The organism is Micromonospora acroterricola, from assembly GCF_003172955.1.
Taxonomy (GTDB): domain Bacteria; phylum Actinomycetota; class Actinomycetes; order Mycobacteriales; family Micromonosporaceae; genus Micromonospora; species Micromonospora acroterricola.
In genome coordinates this window covers 21,692-38,120 of record NZ_QGKR01000216.1, presented here as the reverse complement: position 1 = coordinate 38,120, position 16,429 = coordinate 21,692, and the positions used below count along the sequence as shown (strand labels likewise).

Here is a 16,429-nt window from a genome sequence, read left to right as displayed (position 1 = left end):
GACCGCCGTCGCGCCCAAGGCAAAACCGACCGCGAGATCAAACGCTGCCTCAAACGCTACGTCGCCCGCGAAATCTACCGACGCCTGGAAACCCCACCCCAACCACTTGACGCGGCATAGGAGCGTCCCCGCGCAGCTCTCGGGCGGTCAGCCCTGGCGGAGCCAGATGACACCCAGCGGGGGCACCTGGAGGGCGGCGGACGCGACCATGCCGTGCCACGGCACGTCCTCGGCGTGCACCGCGCCCATGTTGCCCACCCCGGAGCCCCCGTAGTGGTGGGCGTCGGTGTTCAGCACCTCGGCCCAGGCGCCGCCGGCCGGCAGCCCGATCCGGTAGTCGTGCAGCGGCAGGGCGGAGAAGTTCGCCACGCACACCAGCGTCGACCCGTCCGGGGCGATCCGGACGAACGACACCGCGTTGTTGGCGACGTCGTCGCCGGCGATCCAGCGGAAACCGGCCGGCTCGGTGTCCTGCGTCCAGAGGGCCGGCGTGTCCCGGTAGACCCGGTTCAGGTCGCCGACGAGGCGTTGCACCCCGGCTCGGGCCGGGTCGTGCAGCAGGTACCAGTCGAGGCCCCGCTCCTCGCTCCACTCCCGGTCGTCGGCCAGCTCGGAGCCCATGAAGAGCAGTTGCTTGCCGGGGTGCGCCCACATGTACGCCAGCAGCGCCCGCACGTTGGCGAGCCGTTGCCAGGTGTCGCCGGGCATCTTGCCGGCGAGTGAGCCCTTGCCGTGCACGACCTCGTCGTGGCTGATCGGCAGCACGTAGTTCTCGCTCCAGGCGTACGCCAGGGAGAAGGTGAGCTGGTGGTGGTGGTGCTGGCGGTAGATCGGGTCCTTCGAGGTGTAGAGCAGGGTGTCGTGCATCCAGCCCATGTTCCACTTGAACCCGAAGCCCAGCCCGCCGTCGGCGGTGGGCCGGGTCACCCCGGGCCAGGCGGTGGACTCCTCGGCGATCATCACCACGCCGGCGTGGTGTTTGTAGACGGTCGCGTTCACCTCCTGCATCAACGCGATGGCCTCCAGGTTCTCCCGGCCGCCGTACTGGTTGGGGGCCCACTCGCCGTCCTTGCGGGAGTAGTCCAGGTAGAGCATCGAGGCGACGGCGTCCACCCGCAGCCCGTCGACGTGGAACTGGTCGCACCAGTAGAGCGCGTTGGCGACCAGGAAGTTGCGGACCTCGTGGCGGCCGAAGTCGAAGACGTAGGTGCCCCAGTCGGGGTGCTCACCGCGCCGCGGGTCGGGGTGCTCGTACAGCGGGGTGCCGTCGAAGCGCGCGAGGGCCCACTCGTCCTTGGGGAAGTGCGCCGGCACCCAGTCCAGGATCACGCCGATGCCGGCGGCGTGCAGCTGGTCGACGAGGTGCCGGAACTCGTCCGGGTCGCCGAAGCGGGAGGTCGGCGCGTAGTAGCCGGTCACCTGGTAGCCCCAGGAACCGCCGAACGGGTGCTCCATGACCGGCAGGAACTCCACGTGGGTGAAGCCCAGCTCGGTGACGTACGCGGTCAGCTGCTCGGCCAGCTCCCGGTAACCCAGCCCGGGTCGCCACGAGCCGAGGTGCACCTCGTAGACGCTCATCGGCTCCCGGTGCGGCTGCCGCTCGGCCCGCCGGGCGAGCCAGTCGGCGTCGGACCACCGGTACGTGGAGTGGTGCACCACGGAGGCGGTGGCCGGCGGCACCTCGGCGTACGCCGCGAGGGGGTCGGCCTTGTCCCGCCACTGCCCGTCGGCGCCGAGCACGCGGTACTTGTAGCGGGCGCCGACCCGGGCGTTGGGAACGAACAGCTCCCACACGCCGCTGGAGCCGAGCGAGCGCATCGGCCAGCCGTCGTCCGCCGCCCAGCCGGTGAAGTCACCGACCACCCGTACGCCGCGGGCGTTGGGCGCCCAGACGGCGAACGCGACGCCCTCGTCGAAGACCCGGGCGCCGAGCGCCTCCCAGAGGCGCTCGTGCCGGCCCTCGCCGATGAGGTGCAGGTCCAGCTCGCCGAGGGTCGGCGGGTAGCGGTACGGGTCGTCGTGGACGGCGCCGTCGACCTCCACCCGGTAGTCGAGCACGTCGCCGTCGACGGTGCTCTCGAAGACGCCGACGTCGTGCACCCGCTTCATCGGGTGCCGCTCGTCGCCGACGAGCAGCACCACGTCGCCGGCGCCCCGGCGCATCGTGCGGATCGTCGTCGACCCGTCGGCGGGGTGCGCGCCGAGCAGCGCGTGCGGGTCGTGCGTCACGCCGGTGATCAGCTGGTCCATCGAGGATCCTTCGGGGCGGGAGTGGTCGGCGCGGTGCCGCCGGACAGATCGGCGGGGACGTCCGCGACGGTCAGCGTGGCCGGGACGGTCGCGGCGGGCGCCGGTGCGGCCGGCGGGGTCGGACGGCGCACGGTCAGCACGTGTGCCGGTTGCAGGTACGGGTCGAGCCGGACGGCGTTGCGCTGACCCCAGTCGTAGCTGGTGCCGGTCAGCTCGTCGTGCACGGTGAACCGCTCGTGCCAATCGAAGCCGAGCGCCGGCATGTCCAAGGTGGTGTTGCCCCACTGGACGGCCCGCGGGTCGAACGAGCAGATCACGATGACGGTGTTGCCAGTCTCCGGGTCGTGTTTGGACCAGCAGAGCAGCGCCGGGTTGTCGATCTCGTGGAAGCGCAGATTGCGGAGCTGGTGCAGGGCCGGGTTCTCGCGGCGTACCCGGTTGAGGGTGGCGAGGAACGGCGCCAGCGAGCGGCCCTGCGCCTCCGCGCCGGCCCAGTCCCGGGGGCGCAGCTCGTACTTCTCGTTGTCCAGGTACTCCTCGGCGCCGGGGCGGGCCACGTGCTCGAACAGCTCGAAGCCGGCGTACAGGCCCCAGGAGGGGGAGAGCAGCGCCGCCAGCACCGCCCTGATCTTGAACATCGGAGGGCCGCCGTGCTGCAACGACTCGTGCAGGATGTCCGGGGTGTTCGGCCAGAAGTTCGGCCGCATGTAGTCGGCCGACGCGACCAGCTCCTCGCAGTACTCCCGCATCTCGGCCGCCGACGTGCGCCAGGTGAAATAGGTGTACGACTGGGTGAAGCCGATCTTGCCGAGGCCGTGCATGATCGCCGGCCGGGTGAACGCCTCGGCGAGGAACAGCACGTCCGGGTCGACCTTCTTCACCTCGGCGATCAGCCAGTGCCAGAAGTCGAACGGCTTGGTGTGCGGGTTGTCGACCCGGAAGATCCGGATGCCCTCGCCGACCCAGTGCAGCACCACCCGCAGCACCTCGGGCCGGATGCCCTCCGGATCGTTGTCGAAGTTGACCGGGTAGATGTCCTGGTACTTCTTCGGCGGGTTCTCCGCGTACGCGATGCTGCCGTCGGCCCGGGTGGTGAACCACTCCGGGTGCTCGGTGACCCACGGGTGGTCCGGCGCGCACTGCAACGCCAGGTCCATCGCCACCTCCAGGCCCTGCGCCTCCGCGGCGCCGACGAAGGCCCGGAAGTCCGCCGGCGTACCCAGGTCGGGGTGGATGGCGTCGTGGCCGCCCTCGGCGGCACCGATCGCCCACGGCGAGCCGACGTCGTCCGGCCCGGCGGTGAGCGCGTTGTTGCGGCCCTTGCGGTTGACCCGGCCGATGGGGTGGATCGGCGGCAGGTAGAGCACGTCGAAGCCCATCGCGGCGACGCCGGGCAGCCGCTCGGTGGCGGTGGCGAAGGTGCCGGAGCGGGCGGGCGCGGCCGCGCTGGCCGGCACCGCCCCCTCGGAGCGGGGGAAGAACTCGTACCAGGCCGAGTAGAGCGCCCGCTTGCGGTCCACCCAGAGGGAGTACGTGTCACCGGCCGTGACCAGCTCCCGCACCGGGTGCTCCCAGAGCAGGTCGGCCAGCGCCAGCGCCGGGTCGACCCGCTGCGGCAGCGGCAGGTCGGTGTCGACCAGCGCGGTGAGGGCGTCGGCGACCCGGGGGCGGTCGGCGGTCGGCACCAACTCCCGAGCGGCGGCGAGCACCCGGGCGCCCTCGGCCAGGTCGTTGGCCAGATCAGCCGCCCCCTGCCCGGCGGCGATCTTCTTGGTCACCGCGTTCTGCCAGGTCAGATACGGGTCCTGGAACGCCTCGACGGAGAAGGTCCACGCGCCGACGGCGTCCGGCCGGATGGTGGCGTGCCAGCGGTCCTGGCCGGGCTCGCCGGGGCGCATCCGGGTGAACGACCGCCGCTCGCCGTCCGGGCCGGCCCACACCACGTTGCAGCCCAGCGCGTCGTGCCCCTCCCGGTAGGCGCGGGCCGACACCGGGACCGGCTCGTCGACCACCGCCTTGGCCGGGTACCGCCCGCACGAGACGACGGGGGAGACGTCTTCGATCGGGAACCGTCCAGTCACCCCGCCAACCTACTGCGCGAGATCCGTTCGCGCGCGGCCAAGCACGTCTGTCCCTCTCCGCCCCGGCGCCGCGATCCAAGATCCACGTACTCGTGTCAAGGGTCGCGCACTTTCAGGGAAATTGCTGCCTCGACAAGCCGCGACGCAGCAGTTCCCCGACGTTGCGCGGATCTTGGCGGGGCGAGCTGGTCTGGTTGGCCGCCGACCGTGCCATGGCCGTCGCGCTCACCACGAATGACCCCGCAGGTGGCTGTCGTCGCCACGGTGGCACTGAGCCAGGCGACCGTCAGGCATGAACGGCTCGTCGCTGGGGCGTGTGGCGGTGGCTACCGCGCCAGGTGGCGGCACCGCTCGAAGCGATCGGGTGGGCTGGGTGATGCGGTCGGCCGCCGCCCCGCCCGGCCTGGCGAGCCCGCCGCCACCCTCCACGTCACCTGACGTCTGCCGCCTGATGCTGCTGGCCGTGCCTGAGCGCGCCACCTGGCTTCGGCCACGCCGGGTCACCGTTGCGGATCGTTGTCATGGTTGGCTATCTGCGTCGGTGGTAGTGGTTGCGGCGGGGGAGTTGGTCGGGGTCGAGCCAGGCGGGTGGGCGAAACTCGGGGTGGCCGTCCACGCCGAGCTGCACGACCCACTCGCCGTGGTGGATGTGGCGGTGGTGGTGGCCGCAGAGCAGCACCGCGTTGGACAGGCTGGTGTCACCGCCGTCGGACCAATGCCGGATGTGGTGGGCGTCGCACCAACGCGGTGGGCGGTCGCAGCCGGGGAACGCGCAGCCACGGTCGCGCAGCACGAGGGCGCGTCGGAGCGGTCCGGTGATGAGGCGGCGTTGCCGGCCGACGTCGAGTGGTTGGCCGGAGCTGTCGAGAACGGCCGGCAGGACGGCGGCGTCGCAGGCGAGCCGACGCACGGCCTCGGGGGTGAGCTGCAGACCGATGTCGAGGGCACCGGAGCCCAACTGCCGCGTCAACCCGTCGTAGGCGGTGGTGACGACGATCTGGGCGAGGTCGCCGCCGTTTTCGGGTAGCTCACCGGTGCGAAGGGCGAGCCGGCACACGTCGGCGACGGCGTCGTGGCGGCGCTGGCCCGGGGTGCGGCTGTCGTCGGGGCCGGTAGGCGTGGCCAGCGGGTCGATGGCGGTGCGGAGCAGGGCCGCGGCCTCGGCATCGAGGATGCCGGAGAGGCGCAGCCGACCGTCGGGCTGCTCGCTGACGGTGACGTGCCGGTCGCGGGCAGCCCGCGACTCCTGTGCCCGCAGCGCCGCCTCCGCGGCGGCGTCGGCGGCCTCCGGGGCGACGTGGTCGAGGATCCGGGTGCCGAGCCTTCGCAGCAGGACGGCGTCGAACTGCGCCGCCCAGTCGACGAGGACACCGACGGCCTTGTCGGCGGCCTCCGCGCCGGCGGTGGCGTGGACGGCCTCGACCGTCTCCGCGATGACCCGGACCTGCTCCAGGTCGACCGAACCACCGGTCAACGCGTCCCGCAACCCGGCCGGGGCGGCGTCGAGCGTCGCGGCCAGCTCGACCAGACGGCGGGCGGCGCCGACCCCGAGTCGCAACCGGTCACGCAGCCACACCGCCGTCGAGGACGCGCCCTGCGCGGTCGCGGTGCCTCGACCGTCCAGCTCGCGTACGAGGCTCAGCTTGACCGCTGCCAGGCGTTGTTCGAGGCGGTGCGTGGCATCCAGCGCCGCCACGAGATCGTGCTCGCTCGCGGCCCAGGCGGCCGTGTCGAAGCAGGCCGCCACTGCGGCCTCCGCGTGCTCCAACGCATCGATCACCACCAGAGAATAGAACAGGTGTACGACTCTTTCGCTGGCTCCGTTGCCAAAGGGCTCGTCGACGCGACCAGTTTGGACCGGGTGGCGGCGCTGGCCGGGGCGGAGGTGCTGCTCCACTCGGCGCCTGCCGCACCGTCGATAGCAGAAGGTGGCACACCTCAACATCGAGGCCCAGGGTTGGGGCGAGTCAGCGGTGAGCCTCGACGTGAAACCGAAGGTGGATGGATGACCCGAGTGGTGCTGCCGGGGTCACCATCGACCTCATCCGCACCGCGGCCGGCGCGCCCCGAAACGGGCGTGGTGGTCGTCCCGCTCAGGCGACGTCGTTGCTCACATCTCCGCCTGGAACGGCGATCTGAGGTTGGCGTCCTCCGGCGGTGAGCAGACGCCTGATCCGGGCGTACTCGGCGGCCATCTCCGGGGTGCCGAGGACGTCGTCGAGGTCGGCCGTGACCTGGAAGTCGACCTCTTCGACGGAGCGGATGGCGAGCTCGTAGATCTCCCCGCGCCGGTCCTCCTCCAGGTAGGTGGTCCAGTGTTCGAGCGCGTTGATGACGATCAGGAGCCCCTGATCCAGGTCGTCGTCCGCACGGATGCCCGCGTCGATCCGCACCAGCTGGGCGCGTAGCTCCGTCGCGCCGGCCGTCCGGACGTTCTCGCGGGCGATGGTCAGCGCCGCCCACCCGTCCTCGTCCAGCTCGTCGTCCGCGACGGTGTCGAGCAGTTCCCCCCGGACCAGCCGGGTGACCGTCTCGAGGCCGAAGACGCGCAGCTCGTCCTCACCCGCCGCGACGACCAACTGGAGGATCGCCGCTTCGAGTTCGTCGTACCGCATGACGCCCGTCCTCCTCAGGCCGCGCCGACCGAGCGGTACACGTCGAGCGTCTGCCGGGCGACGGCGTCCCAGGAGAAGTGCTCCACGGCGCGTTTCCGGCCGGCCTGGCCGAACCGCGTGGTGCGCGCCGGGTCGGCGAGCAGCGTGTTGATCGCCGCCGCCAGGTCGGCGACGAACCTCTCCGGCTCCAACGGGGTCCCCGACCCGTCGGTGGCCTGCTCGATCGGGACCAGCAGGCCCGTCTCGCCGTCGGCCACCACCTCCGGGATGCCGCCGGTGGCGGTCGCCACCACCGCCGTCTCGCAGGCCATCGCCTCCAGGTTGACGATGCCCATCGGCTCGTACACCGACGGGCAGACGAAGACGGTGGCGTGGGTGAGCACCTGGATCACCTCGGGCTTGGGCAGCATCTCGGCCACCCAGACCACCCCGGAACGGTTGGCGCGCAGCTCGGCGGCCAACTCCTCCACCTCGGCGGCGATCTCGGCGGTGTCCGGCGCGCCGGCGAGCAGCACGAGCTGGGTGTCCGCCGGTAGCTCCCGGGCCGCGCGCAGCAGGTAGGGCAGGCCCTTCTGCCGGGTGATCCTTCCCACGTACACCACGCTGGGGCGGGCCGGGTCGATGCCCAACCGGTCCAGCACGTCGGTGCCGTGGTCCGGCGCGTACTGGGCGGTGTCGATGCCGTTGTAGACCACCCGCACCCGGTCCGGGTCGACCTGCGGGTACGCGGCCAGCACGTCCCGGCGCATCCCGTCGCTGACGGCGATCACCGCGTCGGCGGACTCCACCGCCGTGCGCTCGCACCACGAGGAGAGCACGTAGCCGCCGCCGAGCTGCTCGGCCTTCCACGGCCGCAGCGGCTCCAGGCTGTGCGCGGTCAGCACGTGCGGCACCCCGTGCAGCAGCTTCGCGGTGTGCCCGGCCAGGTTGGCGTACCAGGTGTGGCTGTGCACCACGTCGGTGCCGGCGGTGCCGGCGGCCATCTCCAGGTCCACGCCCATCGTGCGCAGCGCGGCGTTCGCGCCGGTCAGGCCGGGCGGTTCGGCGTACGCGGTGACGCCCGGCTCGGTGCGCGGCAGGCCGAAGCAGTGCACCCGCACGTCGGTCAGGCGGCGCAGCTCCCGGGCCAGGTACTCGACGTGCACGCCGGCGCCGCCGTAGACCTCCGGCGGGTACTCGCGGGTCAGCAGATCGACGCGCAGGGATGCGGTGGCCGGGGAGGAGTCGGTCATGTGCGCACCCTAGTGCAGAAGTGTCCCCGTACGAGTGGTGAAGTGGGACGAGGGTGGATAGCGTCGTGGCATGGCTGCCAAGGTGCTCGCGATCGTCCTGGCGGGTGGGGAGGGCAAGCGCCTGATGCCACTCACCACGGACCGGGCCAAGCCGGCCGTCCCGTTCGGCGGGATGTACCGCATGGTCGACTTCGTCCTCTCCAACCTGGCCAACGCCGGCTATCTCAAGATCGTCGTGCTGACCCAGTACAAGTCCCACTCCCTCGACCGGCACATCACCAAGACCTGGCGGATGTCCACGCTGCTCGGCAACTACGTCACGCCGGTGCCCGCTCAGCAGCGACGCGGCCCCTGGTGGTTCGCCGGCTCCGCCGACGCCATCTACCAGAGCTTCAACCTGATCAACGACGAGCAGCCCGACTACGTGATCGTCTTCGGCGCCGACCACATCTACCGGATGGACCCGCGGCAGATGGTGGAGGACCACATCGCCTCCGGCGCCGCGGTGACCGTCGCCGGCATCCGCCAGCCGCTGTCGATGGCCGACCAGTTCGGCGTCATCGAGGTCGGCGAGGACGGCCGGCGCATCCGGGCGTTCCGGGAGAAGCCCACCGACGCGGTCGGCCTGCCCGACGCGCCGGACGAGATCTACGCCTCGATGGGCAACTACGTCTTCACCACCCGCGCGCTCTGCGAGGCCGTCGAGCGCGACGCGGAGGACAAGACCAGCAAGCACGACATGGGCGGCAGCATCATCCCGATGCTCGTCGAGCGAGGCGAGGCGAACGTCTACGACTTCCGCGACAACGAGGTGCCCGGCAGCACCGACCGCGACCGGGGCTACTGGCGTGACGTGGGGACGCTCGACTCGTTCTACGACGCGCACATGGATCTGATCAACGTGCACCCGGTGTTCAACATGTACAACTTCGACTGGCCGATCTACACGGAGCAGCCGCCGTGGCCGCCGGCGAAGTTCGTGCACCAGTGGGGCGAGCGGGTCGGCCGGGCGGTCGGCTCGATGGTCTCCCCGGGCGTGGTGATCTCCGGCTCGCTGGTGGAGAACTCGATCGTCTCGCCGAAGGTGCGGGTGCACTCCTGGGCGCACGTCGAGGGCTCGGTGCTGATGGAGGGTGTGGAGATCGGCCGGCACGCGGTGATCCGGCGCGCCATCCTGGACAAGAACGTGTTCGTCCCGGAGGGCGCCGAGATCGGCGTCGACCTGGAGAAGGACCGGCAGCGCTACACCGTCTCCGACAACGGCATCGTGGTGATCGGCAAGGGCCAGAAGGTCGAGCCGTGACACCGGCCCTTCCGTCGTCCGACGCAGTACCGAGGAGGTAGACCCCCGTGACCCATCCCCGTGCCGGCCAGCCCGCCGAGCCCGCCGACCTGGTCGACGTGCCGCGCCTGGTGACCGCCTACTACGCCGAGCATCCGGACCCAGCGGACCCGGCGCAGCAGGTCTCCTTCGGCACCTCCGGCCACCGGGGCTCCAGCCTCCGCAACGCGTTCAACTCCGACCACATCCTGGCGGTCACCCAGGCGCTCTGCGACTACCGGCGGGAGCAGGGCCTGGACGGCCCGCTCTTCCTCGCCCGGGACACCCACGCGCTCTCCGCGCCGGCCGCGGTGGACGCGCTGGAGGTGCTCGCCGCCAACGGGGTCACCGTGCTCGTGGACAGCCGTGACGGCTACACCCCCACCCCGGCGCTGTCGCACGCGATCCTCACCCACAACCGGGGGCGCACCAGCGGGCTCGCCGACGGCATCGTCATCACCCCGTCGCACAACCCGCCGGACGACGGCGGCTTCAAGTACAACCCGACCAACGGCGGGCCGGCCGACACCGACGTCACCCGGTGGATCCAGGACCGGGCCAACGCGATCCTCGCCGCCGGGCTCAAGGAGGTCCGCCGGATCACCTACGCGCGGGCCCGGGCCGCCGACACCACCGGGGAGTACGACTTCCTCGCCAGCTACGTCGACGACCTGCCGGCGGCGATCGACATCGACGTCATCCGCGACGCCGGGGTGCGGATTGGCGCGGACCCGCTCGGCGGGGCGAGCGTGGCGTACTGGGGCGAGATCGCCGAGCGGCACCGGCTGGACCTGACCGTGGTCAACCCGACGGTCGACCCGACCTGGCGGTTCATGACCCTGGACGGCGACGGCAAGATCCGGATGGACTGCTCCTCGCCGAACGCGATGGCGTCGCTGATCGCCGCCCGCGCCGACTTCCAGATCTCCACCGGCAACGACGCGGACGCCGACCGGCACGGCATCGTCACCCCGGACGCCGGCCTGATGAACCCCAACCACTACCTGGCGGTAGCGATCAACCACCTGTTCCGCACCCGCGCCGACTGGGGTCCGGCCGCGGCGGTGGGCAAGACGCTCGTCTCCTCGTCGATGATCGACCGGGTCGCCGCCGACCTGGGCCGGCCGCTGCTGGAGGTGCCGGTCGGCTTCAAGTGGTTCGTGCCGGGGCTGCTGGACGGCGCGGTCGGTTTCGGCGGCGAGGAGAGCGCCGGCGCCTCGTTCCTGCGCCGCGACGGCTCCACCTGGACCACCGACAAGGACGGCCTCCTGCTCTGCCTGCTCGCCGCCGAGATCCTGGCGAGCACCGGGCGCAGCCCGAGCGAGCACTGGGCGGAGCTGGCGGAACGGTTCGGGGCTCCCGCGTACGCCCGGATCGACGCCCCGGCCACCCGCGAGCAGAAGGCCGTGCTCGGCAAGCTCTCCCCGGAACAGGTCACCGCCACCGAGCTGGCCGGCGAGCCGATCACCGCGACGCTGACCAGCGCACCCGGCAACGGCGCGCCGATCGGCGGGCTCAAGGTCAGCACGAAGTCCGGCTGGTTCGCCGCCCGGCCGTCCGGCACCGAGGACGTCTACAAGATCTACGCCGAGTCGTTCCAGGGCGTGGACCACCTGACGCGCATCCAGCAGGAAGCCAAGGACCTGGTCGACGGGGTGCTCGGGCAGGCCTGAGCGCGGCACGTCCGACGCCGCCCACCCGACCCGGGTGGGCGGCGCCCGGTCAGCAGCGCGGCGGCAACTCCCGCTGGCTCTGCCGCCGCAGCTCGTCGGGGAGCAGCTCGCTGAGCTGGTCGGGCAGGAACGGCAGGTCGAGCAGGCTCATCTTCAGCTGGTTGCGTTCCTGGTAGCGCTGCGGGTCGAAGCGCACCACCAGGCCGGCGTTGCGGCGGTAGCTGATGTCGACGGTCCCCTCGGTCGCCGCGTCGCGGAACACCAACCCGTCCATCTCCACCACGACCGCCGACGAGTTGGGCTCCAGCTCCAGCCGGATCTTCTCGTCCGGCGAGAGCACCACCGACCGGGAGATGCCGGCCATCGGCGCCGACGGCGTTATCACCACCGCGTCCGCTGCCGGTGAGACCAGCGGGCCGCCGGCGGCGTAGCTGTACGCCGTGGAGCCGGTCGGCGTACTGACCACCACCGCGTCGGCGCGGTAGTAGCCGTACTGCTGGTCGTCCACCGCGAGGGTGGCGGTGACGAAGCCGGAGCCGGGCTGGCGGACCAGCGCGATGTCGTTGAACGCCACGACGTCGTCGCCGCACACGTCGCAGGCCAGGCAGGCGTGCGACTCGATGGTGAAGTCGTGCGACAGCAACCGGCTCAGCGCGTCGGGCAGCTCCGGCGGCTCGACCTCGACCAGGAAGCCGAGGCGGCCCAGGTGCACGCCGAGCACCGGCTTCGGGTCGAGGACGGCCGAGCGCAGCGCGCCCAGCATGGTGCCGTCACCACCGATGCTGATCAGAGCGTCGGCGAGGACGGCCACCTGGTCGGCCGGAACGGGTGCGACGCTGGCCGGCACGCGGTGCTTGTCCTCCGCGCGCACCATCAACGACTTGTGGTGGCGCGTGGCCCACCGCTCGATGATCCCGACCACCTCGGAGACATCCCGGGTGGGGTGCAGCACCAGACCCAGACCCGACACCCGTACAGCTCACCACATCGGTGGCAGCCGCGCCCGGAGTACACCGAACGTGCGCCGGCGGTCCGGGGACCGCCGGTCGGTGAGCGGGCGACCAGACCGTCGCGGGCCGCCGAGGCGAGGCCATTCGAGCCCGAACTCTTTCCGACCGCCGGCGGCACTGTCGACCGTGGTGCGGCCGATCCGGTCCGCCGCCGCGTCGTGGCCGAGGTCGGCCTCGCCCGGCTGGTCGCGCTGCGTCCTGTCCACAGTGCCGACGTACCTGCTGACAGGAAACACCCATTCCTCAATCAAGCCGGCAAATGCCGCGTACGCTCACCCGTGTTCGTCGCGGGGGCGACGGAGCCAGGCGAGAGGAACGTTTCGATGCGTCAGATCCGCAGCGTGGCCCAGCAGAGCGGGGCAGTTGCCGGGCGGTGCAGAGCCTGATGCGCGTGTCGGCACACCGCCCCGGACCTGTGATTGCCGGGGTCGCCCGCATCCTGGATCTCCTCTGGAGCAGCGGCAGGCGGGCCCGCAGGGCCATCCGTGGCATGGCCTGCGCCGGCCGGTTCGCCGCCCGAGGGGACAACTTCACCTTCGACCCGGACGGCGTCTACACCTACGAGACCATCGAGGTCGGCCGCAACGTCGACCTGGGTCACCGTCCGGTCATCATGGCCGCTCGATCCCGGATCCGGATCGGCGACAACGTCATGTTCGGGCCCGAGGTCACCATCCGGGGCGGCAATCACCGGATCGACCGGGTCGGCACACCGATGATCGCGGTCGAGAAGAGTCCCTCGGACGGGGCCCTCGACCGGGGGGTCACGATCGGCGACGACGTGTGGGTGGGCACCCGTGCCGTCATCCTGCACGGAGTGACGATCGGTCGGGGCGCGGTGATCGGGGCAGGCGCCGTGGTGACCCGTTCCGTGCCGCCGTACGGGGTTGCCGCCGGCAATCCGGCCCGGGTGATCCGGCTGCGCTGGCCGGTGGAAACGATCATCGAGCACGAACAGCAGCTCTACCCGCCGGAGCAGCGACTGACCACGGCGGAGCTGGCGGCGCTGTCGGACCTCCCCAGGCCCGAGGCGCGGCCGATGCCAGCCTCGGCCGTTCGTGGCTGACGGGTCGCATCCGGCACGGCGGTCGAGGTCAGGCCTCCGACGCGTCATCGTGCAATGACGAAGCGTGACAGTCGTTGGGGAAGGTCGTTGGACCGGATGACAATTGACGGGGCGTGAAGGCGGTACGACATGCGACTACTCATCACCGGCGGTGCCGGATTCATCGGCTCCAATCTCGCCCGTGCCGCGACCGTGCACCACGCCGTCAGCGACATCCGGATCCTGGACGATCTGGTGACGGGCCGGATGAGCAACCTCGACGGCCTCGACGTGGACACGATTCCCGGCTCGATGCTCGACGACGATGCGCTGGACCGGGCGATGACCAACCGGGATGCCGTGGTGCACCTGGCGGCGCTGCCGAGCGTGCCGCGCTCGCTGCGCGATCCGATCGCCTCACACCACGCCAACGCGACCGGCACGCTGCGGGTGCTGGAGGCCGCTCGCCGGCACGGCGTGGGCCACGTCGTCGTCGCCTCCTCCTCGTCGGTCTACGGCGCCAACCCGGCGCTCCCCAAGACCGAGCTGGCCTGGACCCGCCCGCTCAGTCCGTACGCGGTGAGCAAACTCGCCACCGAGGCCTACGCGCTGGCATACCAGGCGTCCTTCGGGCTGTCGACCCTCGCCTTCCGGTTCTTCAACGTGTACGGCCCAGCCCAGCGGCACGATCACGGCTACGCGGCTGTCGTTCCGCGCTTCGTTGACGCGGCGTTGCGCGGTGAGCCCATCGAACTTCACGGGGACGGCCGGCAGTCGCGCGACTTCACCTACGTCGAGACGGTCTGCGCCGTGCTCCTCGACGCGGTACAGCGTTCGGTGTCCCACCCTCAGCCGGTCAACCTCGCCTTCGGCGCCCGCGCGGAGTTGCTCACCGTGGTGTCGGAGTTGGAGCAGATCATCGGCCGCCCGATCCAGCGGCGCCACGTGGCACCCCGCACCGGGGACGTCCGGCACTCCGAGGCCGACAACAGGGTGCTCCGCTCACTCTTTCCTGACGTGGTGCCAACTCCCCGGGTGGACGGGCTGCGGGCGACCGTGGAGTGGTTCGAGGCGCATGTGTTGAAGCAGCGGGCCTGATGGTCGATCGACCTCCGGCCGCCGGGGCGGCCCCGTCCGTCCTGGTCGACGGGGTCGGCGGCACTTCCGCCGAGACCACGCCCGCGACACCGGCCGCGGCGGCGGGATCGGGGTCACTCCAAGGCGACACGTCGGTGGCGCGGCGGTCCCGTGGTCGCGCACTGGTCACCGGCATCGCCTCGTCGCTGGCCGGCAAGGCCGTCGGCCTGGCCGCGCCACTGCTGATCACCCCGGTGGCCTTCCGCTACCTCGGGGCAGAGCGGTACGGCATGTGGATGGCGGTCACCTCACTGACCGCGATGGCGCTGTTCGCCGACTTCGGACTCGGAAACGGTCTGCTCACCCGGCTCTCCCGTTTGCACGCCAGCGGTGACCGCCGCGCGGCGGCCCGTGAGATAGCCAGCGCGTACGCCCTGCTCGGTACGCTGTCCGTGGCGCTGCTGCTGGTGCTGGTGGTCGCCGTCTGGCTGATCTCCTGGCCGACGCTGCTGAACGTCACGGACCCGGCGGTGGCCCGAGACGCGCGAGCGGTGGTGCTGGTCTGCTTCGGTGCCTTCCTGGCCAACATTCCGCTGGCCCTCATCCAGCGGGTGCAGTACGCCCAACAGCAGGTTGCGCAGAGCAACCTGTGGCAGGCCGCCGGCAGTCTGGGTTCCGCGGGTCTGGTGGTGGCCGCCGTCGCCCTGCACGCCAGTCCGGCTCTGGTGATCGCCGTGGCGGTGCTCGCCGTTCCCCTGATGAACGTTGCCAACTCGATCTGCTACTTCGGCTGGCAGGATCCCACCCTTCGACCACGTGTCAGGGACGTGCGTGCCCCGATCGCGCGCGGGCTGCTCCGGTTGGGATCCCGGTTCTTCGCGCTCTCCCTGTTGAGTTCCATCGCGCTCAACCTCGACGGCTTCCTGGTCGGCCGGGTGCTCGGCCTGCACGCGGCCGCGAACTACGCGGTGATACTGCGGATGTTCGCGGTGCTGGCCCTGTTCGTGACCCTGGTGAACCTGCCGCTGTGGCCGGCCAATGGCGAGGCGCTCGCCCGGGGCGACGTGGCCTGGGTCCGGCGTAGCACCCGACGGATGGCCTGCCTCTCCGCCGCGGCGGTAACCCTGCCTGCGCTGTGCCTCGTCCTGACCGGCAACGACGTTCTGGAGTTCTGGGTACGTTCGGATGACCTCGAACGGGTGCCGGCCCCGCTGCTCGCCGGACTCGCCGTGTGGTCGGTTCTCGTCGCCGTGGCGGCGCCACTCTTCATGGTGCAGAACAGCATCGGGCTGCTGGGGCCGCAGTTCCTCGGTTGGGCGGCCTGCCTCGTCGTCGCCGTACCGCTGAAGATCCTCCTGGCGACGAGGGTGGGCCTGTCCGGTGTGGCGCTCGCCTCGGCGTTGTCGTACGGCATCACCGTGCTTCCGGCCGCCGTCGTCGGATACCGCAGAGCACTCGCCACCGTGTCCGCGAACGTACCGAACCCATTCGAGATGGAGCATGATGCTAAGTACTCTCCGCGGCATCGTCACCGCCCTGCGTGACCGGCGCGCAGCGGCTCGCAATCCAGAGGAGTTCGCGCGTTCGCTCGGGGTGAACCTGCGCGGACGGGTGCGCTTCTACGGCATCGATCGGAGCATGTTCGGCTCCGAGCCCTGGCTGATCACCTTGGGCGACAACGTGTACGTCACGGCCGGAGTGCAGTTCGTCACTCACGACGGCGGTACCCTCATTCTGCGCAGGGACCACCCCGACCTTGAGTGGACCGCCCCCATCAGCATCGGCGACGACGTCTACATCGGCGTCCGGACCATCATCCTGCCGGGGGTGCGGATCGGCGATCGATGCATCGTCGGGGCCGGGTCGGTCGTGACCCGCGACATCCCCGACAACAGCGTGGCCGCCGGCGTGCCCGCCCGTGTTCTCAAGAGCACCGACGAGTACCTCGCCATCATGAAGGCCAAGTCGCTCGGTTGTGGCCACCTGCCGGCCCAGGAGAAGGCCGCGGTGATCCGGCGGATCTACGGCGTGTCGGGGCGCGACGGGTCGGCGGTGCGGATGACACCAGCGGGCAGCGGCGGGGCGCGCAAACCGCCGACTCCGGCCGATCCGGTGGCGTGACCCG

Annotated in this window: 12 protein-coding genes; 6 read left to right on the top strand and 6 right to left on the bottom strand. The window is 71.3% G+C overall.

Going from position 1 to position 16,429, the window contains the following annotated elements; genetic code table 11:
• Positions 1-147: 147 nt before the first annotated feature.
• The 5 genes from glgB to glgA all read right to left on the bottom strand — a co-directional run bounded on the left by glgB (position 148) and on the right by glgA (position 8,178).
• Complete coding sequence (gene glgB, locus DKT68_RS18365; RefSeq protein WP_109818638.1) at positions 148-2,250, bottom strand: 1,4-alpha-glucan branching protein GlgB; 2,103 nt, start codon at positions 2,248-2,250, stop codon at positions 148-150.
• Positions 2,238-4,331 (bottom strand): alpha-1,4-glucan--maltose-1-phosphate maltosyltransferase, encoded by a 2,094-nt coding sequence (locus DKT68_RS18360; protein WP_109818637.1) that lies wholly within the window; start codon positions 4,329-4,331, stop codon positions 2,238-2,240. The genes glgB and DKT68_RS18360 overlap by 13 nt, the downstream gene beginning before the upstream one ends.
• A gap of 529 nt (positions 4,332-4,860) precedes the next feature.
• On the bottom strand, positions 4,861-6,111 hold the full coding sequence (locus tag DKT68_RS18355; RefSeq protein ID WP_109818641.1) for an HNH endonuclease signature motif containing protein: 1,251 nt from the start codon (positions 6,109-6,111) through the stop codon (positions 4,861-4,863).
• Positions 6,112-6,424: 313 nt separating this feature from the next.
• Positions 6,425-6,946, bottom strand: coding sequence for a hypothetical protein (locus DKT68_RS18345; protein ID WP_109818636.1), 522 nt, complete (start codon positions 6,944-6,946; stop codon positions 6,425-6,427).
• A 14-nt stretch (positions 6,947-6,960) separates the two neighbouring features.
• Complete coding sequence (gene glgA, locus DKT68_RS18340) at positions 6,961-8,178, bottom strand: glycogen synthase (protein ID WP_109818635.1); 1,218 nt, start codon at positions 8,176-8,178, stop codon at positions 6,961-6,963.
• A 70-nt stretch (positions 8,179-8,248) separates the two neighbouring features.
• On the opposite strand from glgA, the gene glgC reads away from it, so the two are divergent.
• Complete coding sequence (gene glgC / locus DKT68_RS18335) at positions 8,249-9,481, top strand: glucose-1-phosphate adenylyltransferase (protein ID WP_109818634.1); 1,233 nt, start codon at positions 8,249-8,251, stop codon at positions 9,479-9,481.
• A gap of 47 nt (positions 9,482-9,528) precedes the next feature.
• The gene (pgm, locus tag DKT68_RS18330) at positions 9,529-11,172 is read left to right on the top strand and encodes a phosphoglucomutase (alpha-D-glucose-1,6-bisphosphate-dependent) (protein WP_109818633.1); all 1,644 of its coding nucleotides are present in this window, start codon (positions 9,529-9,531) and stop codon (positions 11,170-11,172) included.
• A gap of 49 nt (positions 11,173-11,221) precedes the next feature.
• Here pgm and DKT68_RS18325 read toward each other — a convergent pair whose 3' ends face one another.
• Entirely contained in the window at positions 11,222-12,133 is a 912-nt protein-coding gene (locus DKT68_RS18325; RefSeq protein WP_407940761.1) for an NAD(+)/NADH kinase, read from the bottom strand.
• 464 nt (positions 12,134-12,597) lie between these two features.
• On the opposite strand from DKT68_RS18325, the gene DKT68_RS32550 reads away from it, so the two are divergent.
• From DKT68_RS32550 to DKT68_RS32545, 4 genes are all read left to right on the top strand, one after another.
• Positions 12,598-13,248 carry an acyltransferase gene (locus tag DKT68_RS32550; protein WP_330848943.1) on the top strand — a complete coding sequence of 217 codons (651 nt, stop codon included), beginning with the start codon at positions 12,598-12,600 and terminating at the stop codon, positions 13,246-13,248.
• A 129-nt stretch (positions 13,249-13,377) separates the two neighbouring features.
• Positions 13,378-14,325: an NAD-dependent epimerase/dehydratase family protein gene (locus DKT68_RS18310; RefSeq protein ID WP_109818629.1), complete on the top strand. Its 948-nt coding sequence runs from the start codon at positions 13,378-13,380 to the stop codon at positions 14,323-14,325.
• On the top strand, positions 14,325-15,848 hold the full coding sequence (locus DKT68_RS18305; RefSeq protein WP_109818628.1) for a lipopolysaccharide biosynthesis protein: 1,524 nt from the start codon (positions 14,325-14,327) through the stop codon (positions 15,846-15,848). The genes DKT68_RS18310 and DKT68_RS18305 overlap by 1 nt, the downstream gene beginning before the upstream one ends.
• Positions 15,805-16,425 (top strand): DapH/DapD/GlmU-related protein, encoded by a 621-nt coding sequence (locus tag DKT68_RS32545; protein ID WP_330848942.1) that lies wholly within the window; start codon positions 15,805-15,807, stop codon positions 16,423-16,425. The genes DKT68_RS18305 and DKT68_RS32545 overlap by 44 nt, the downstream gene beginning before the upstream one ends.
• The last annotated feature ends 4 nt before the right edge of the window (positions 16,426-16,429 follow it).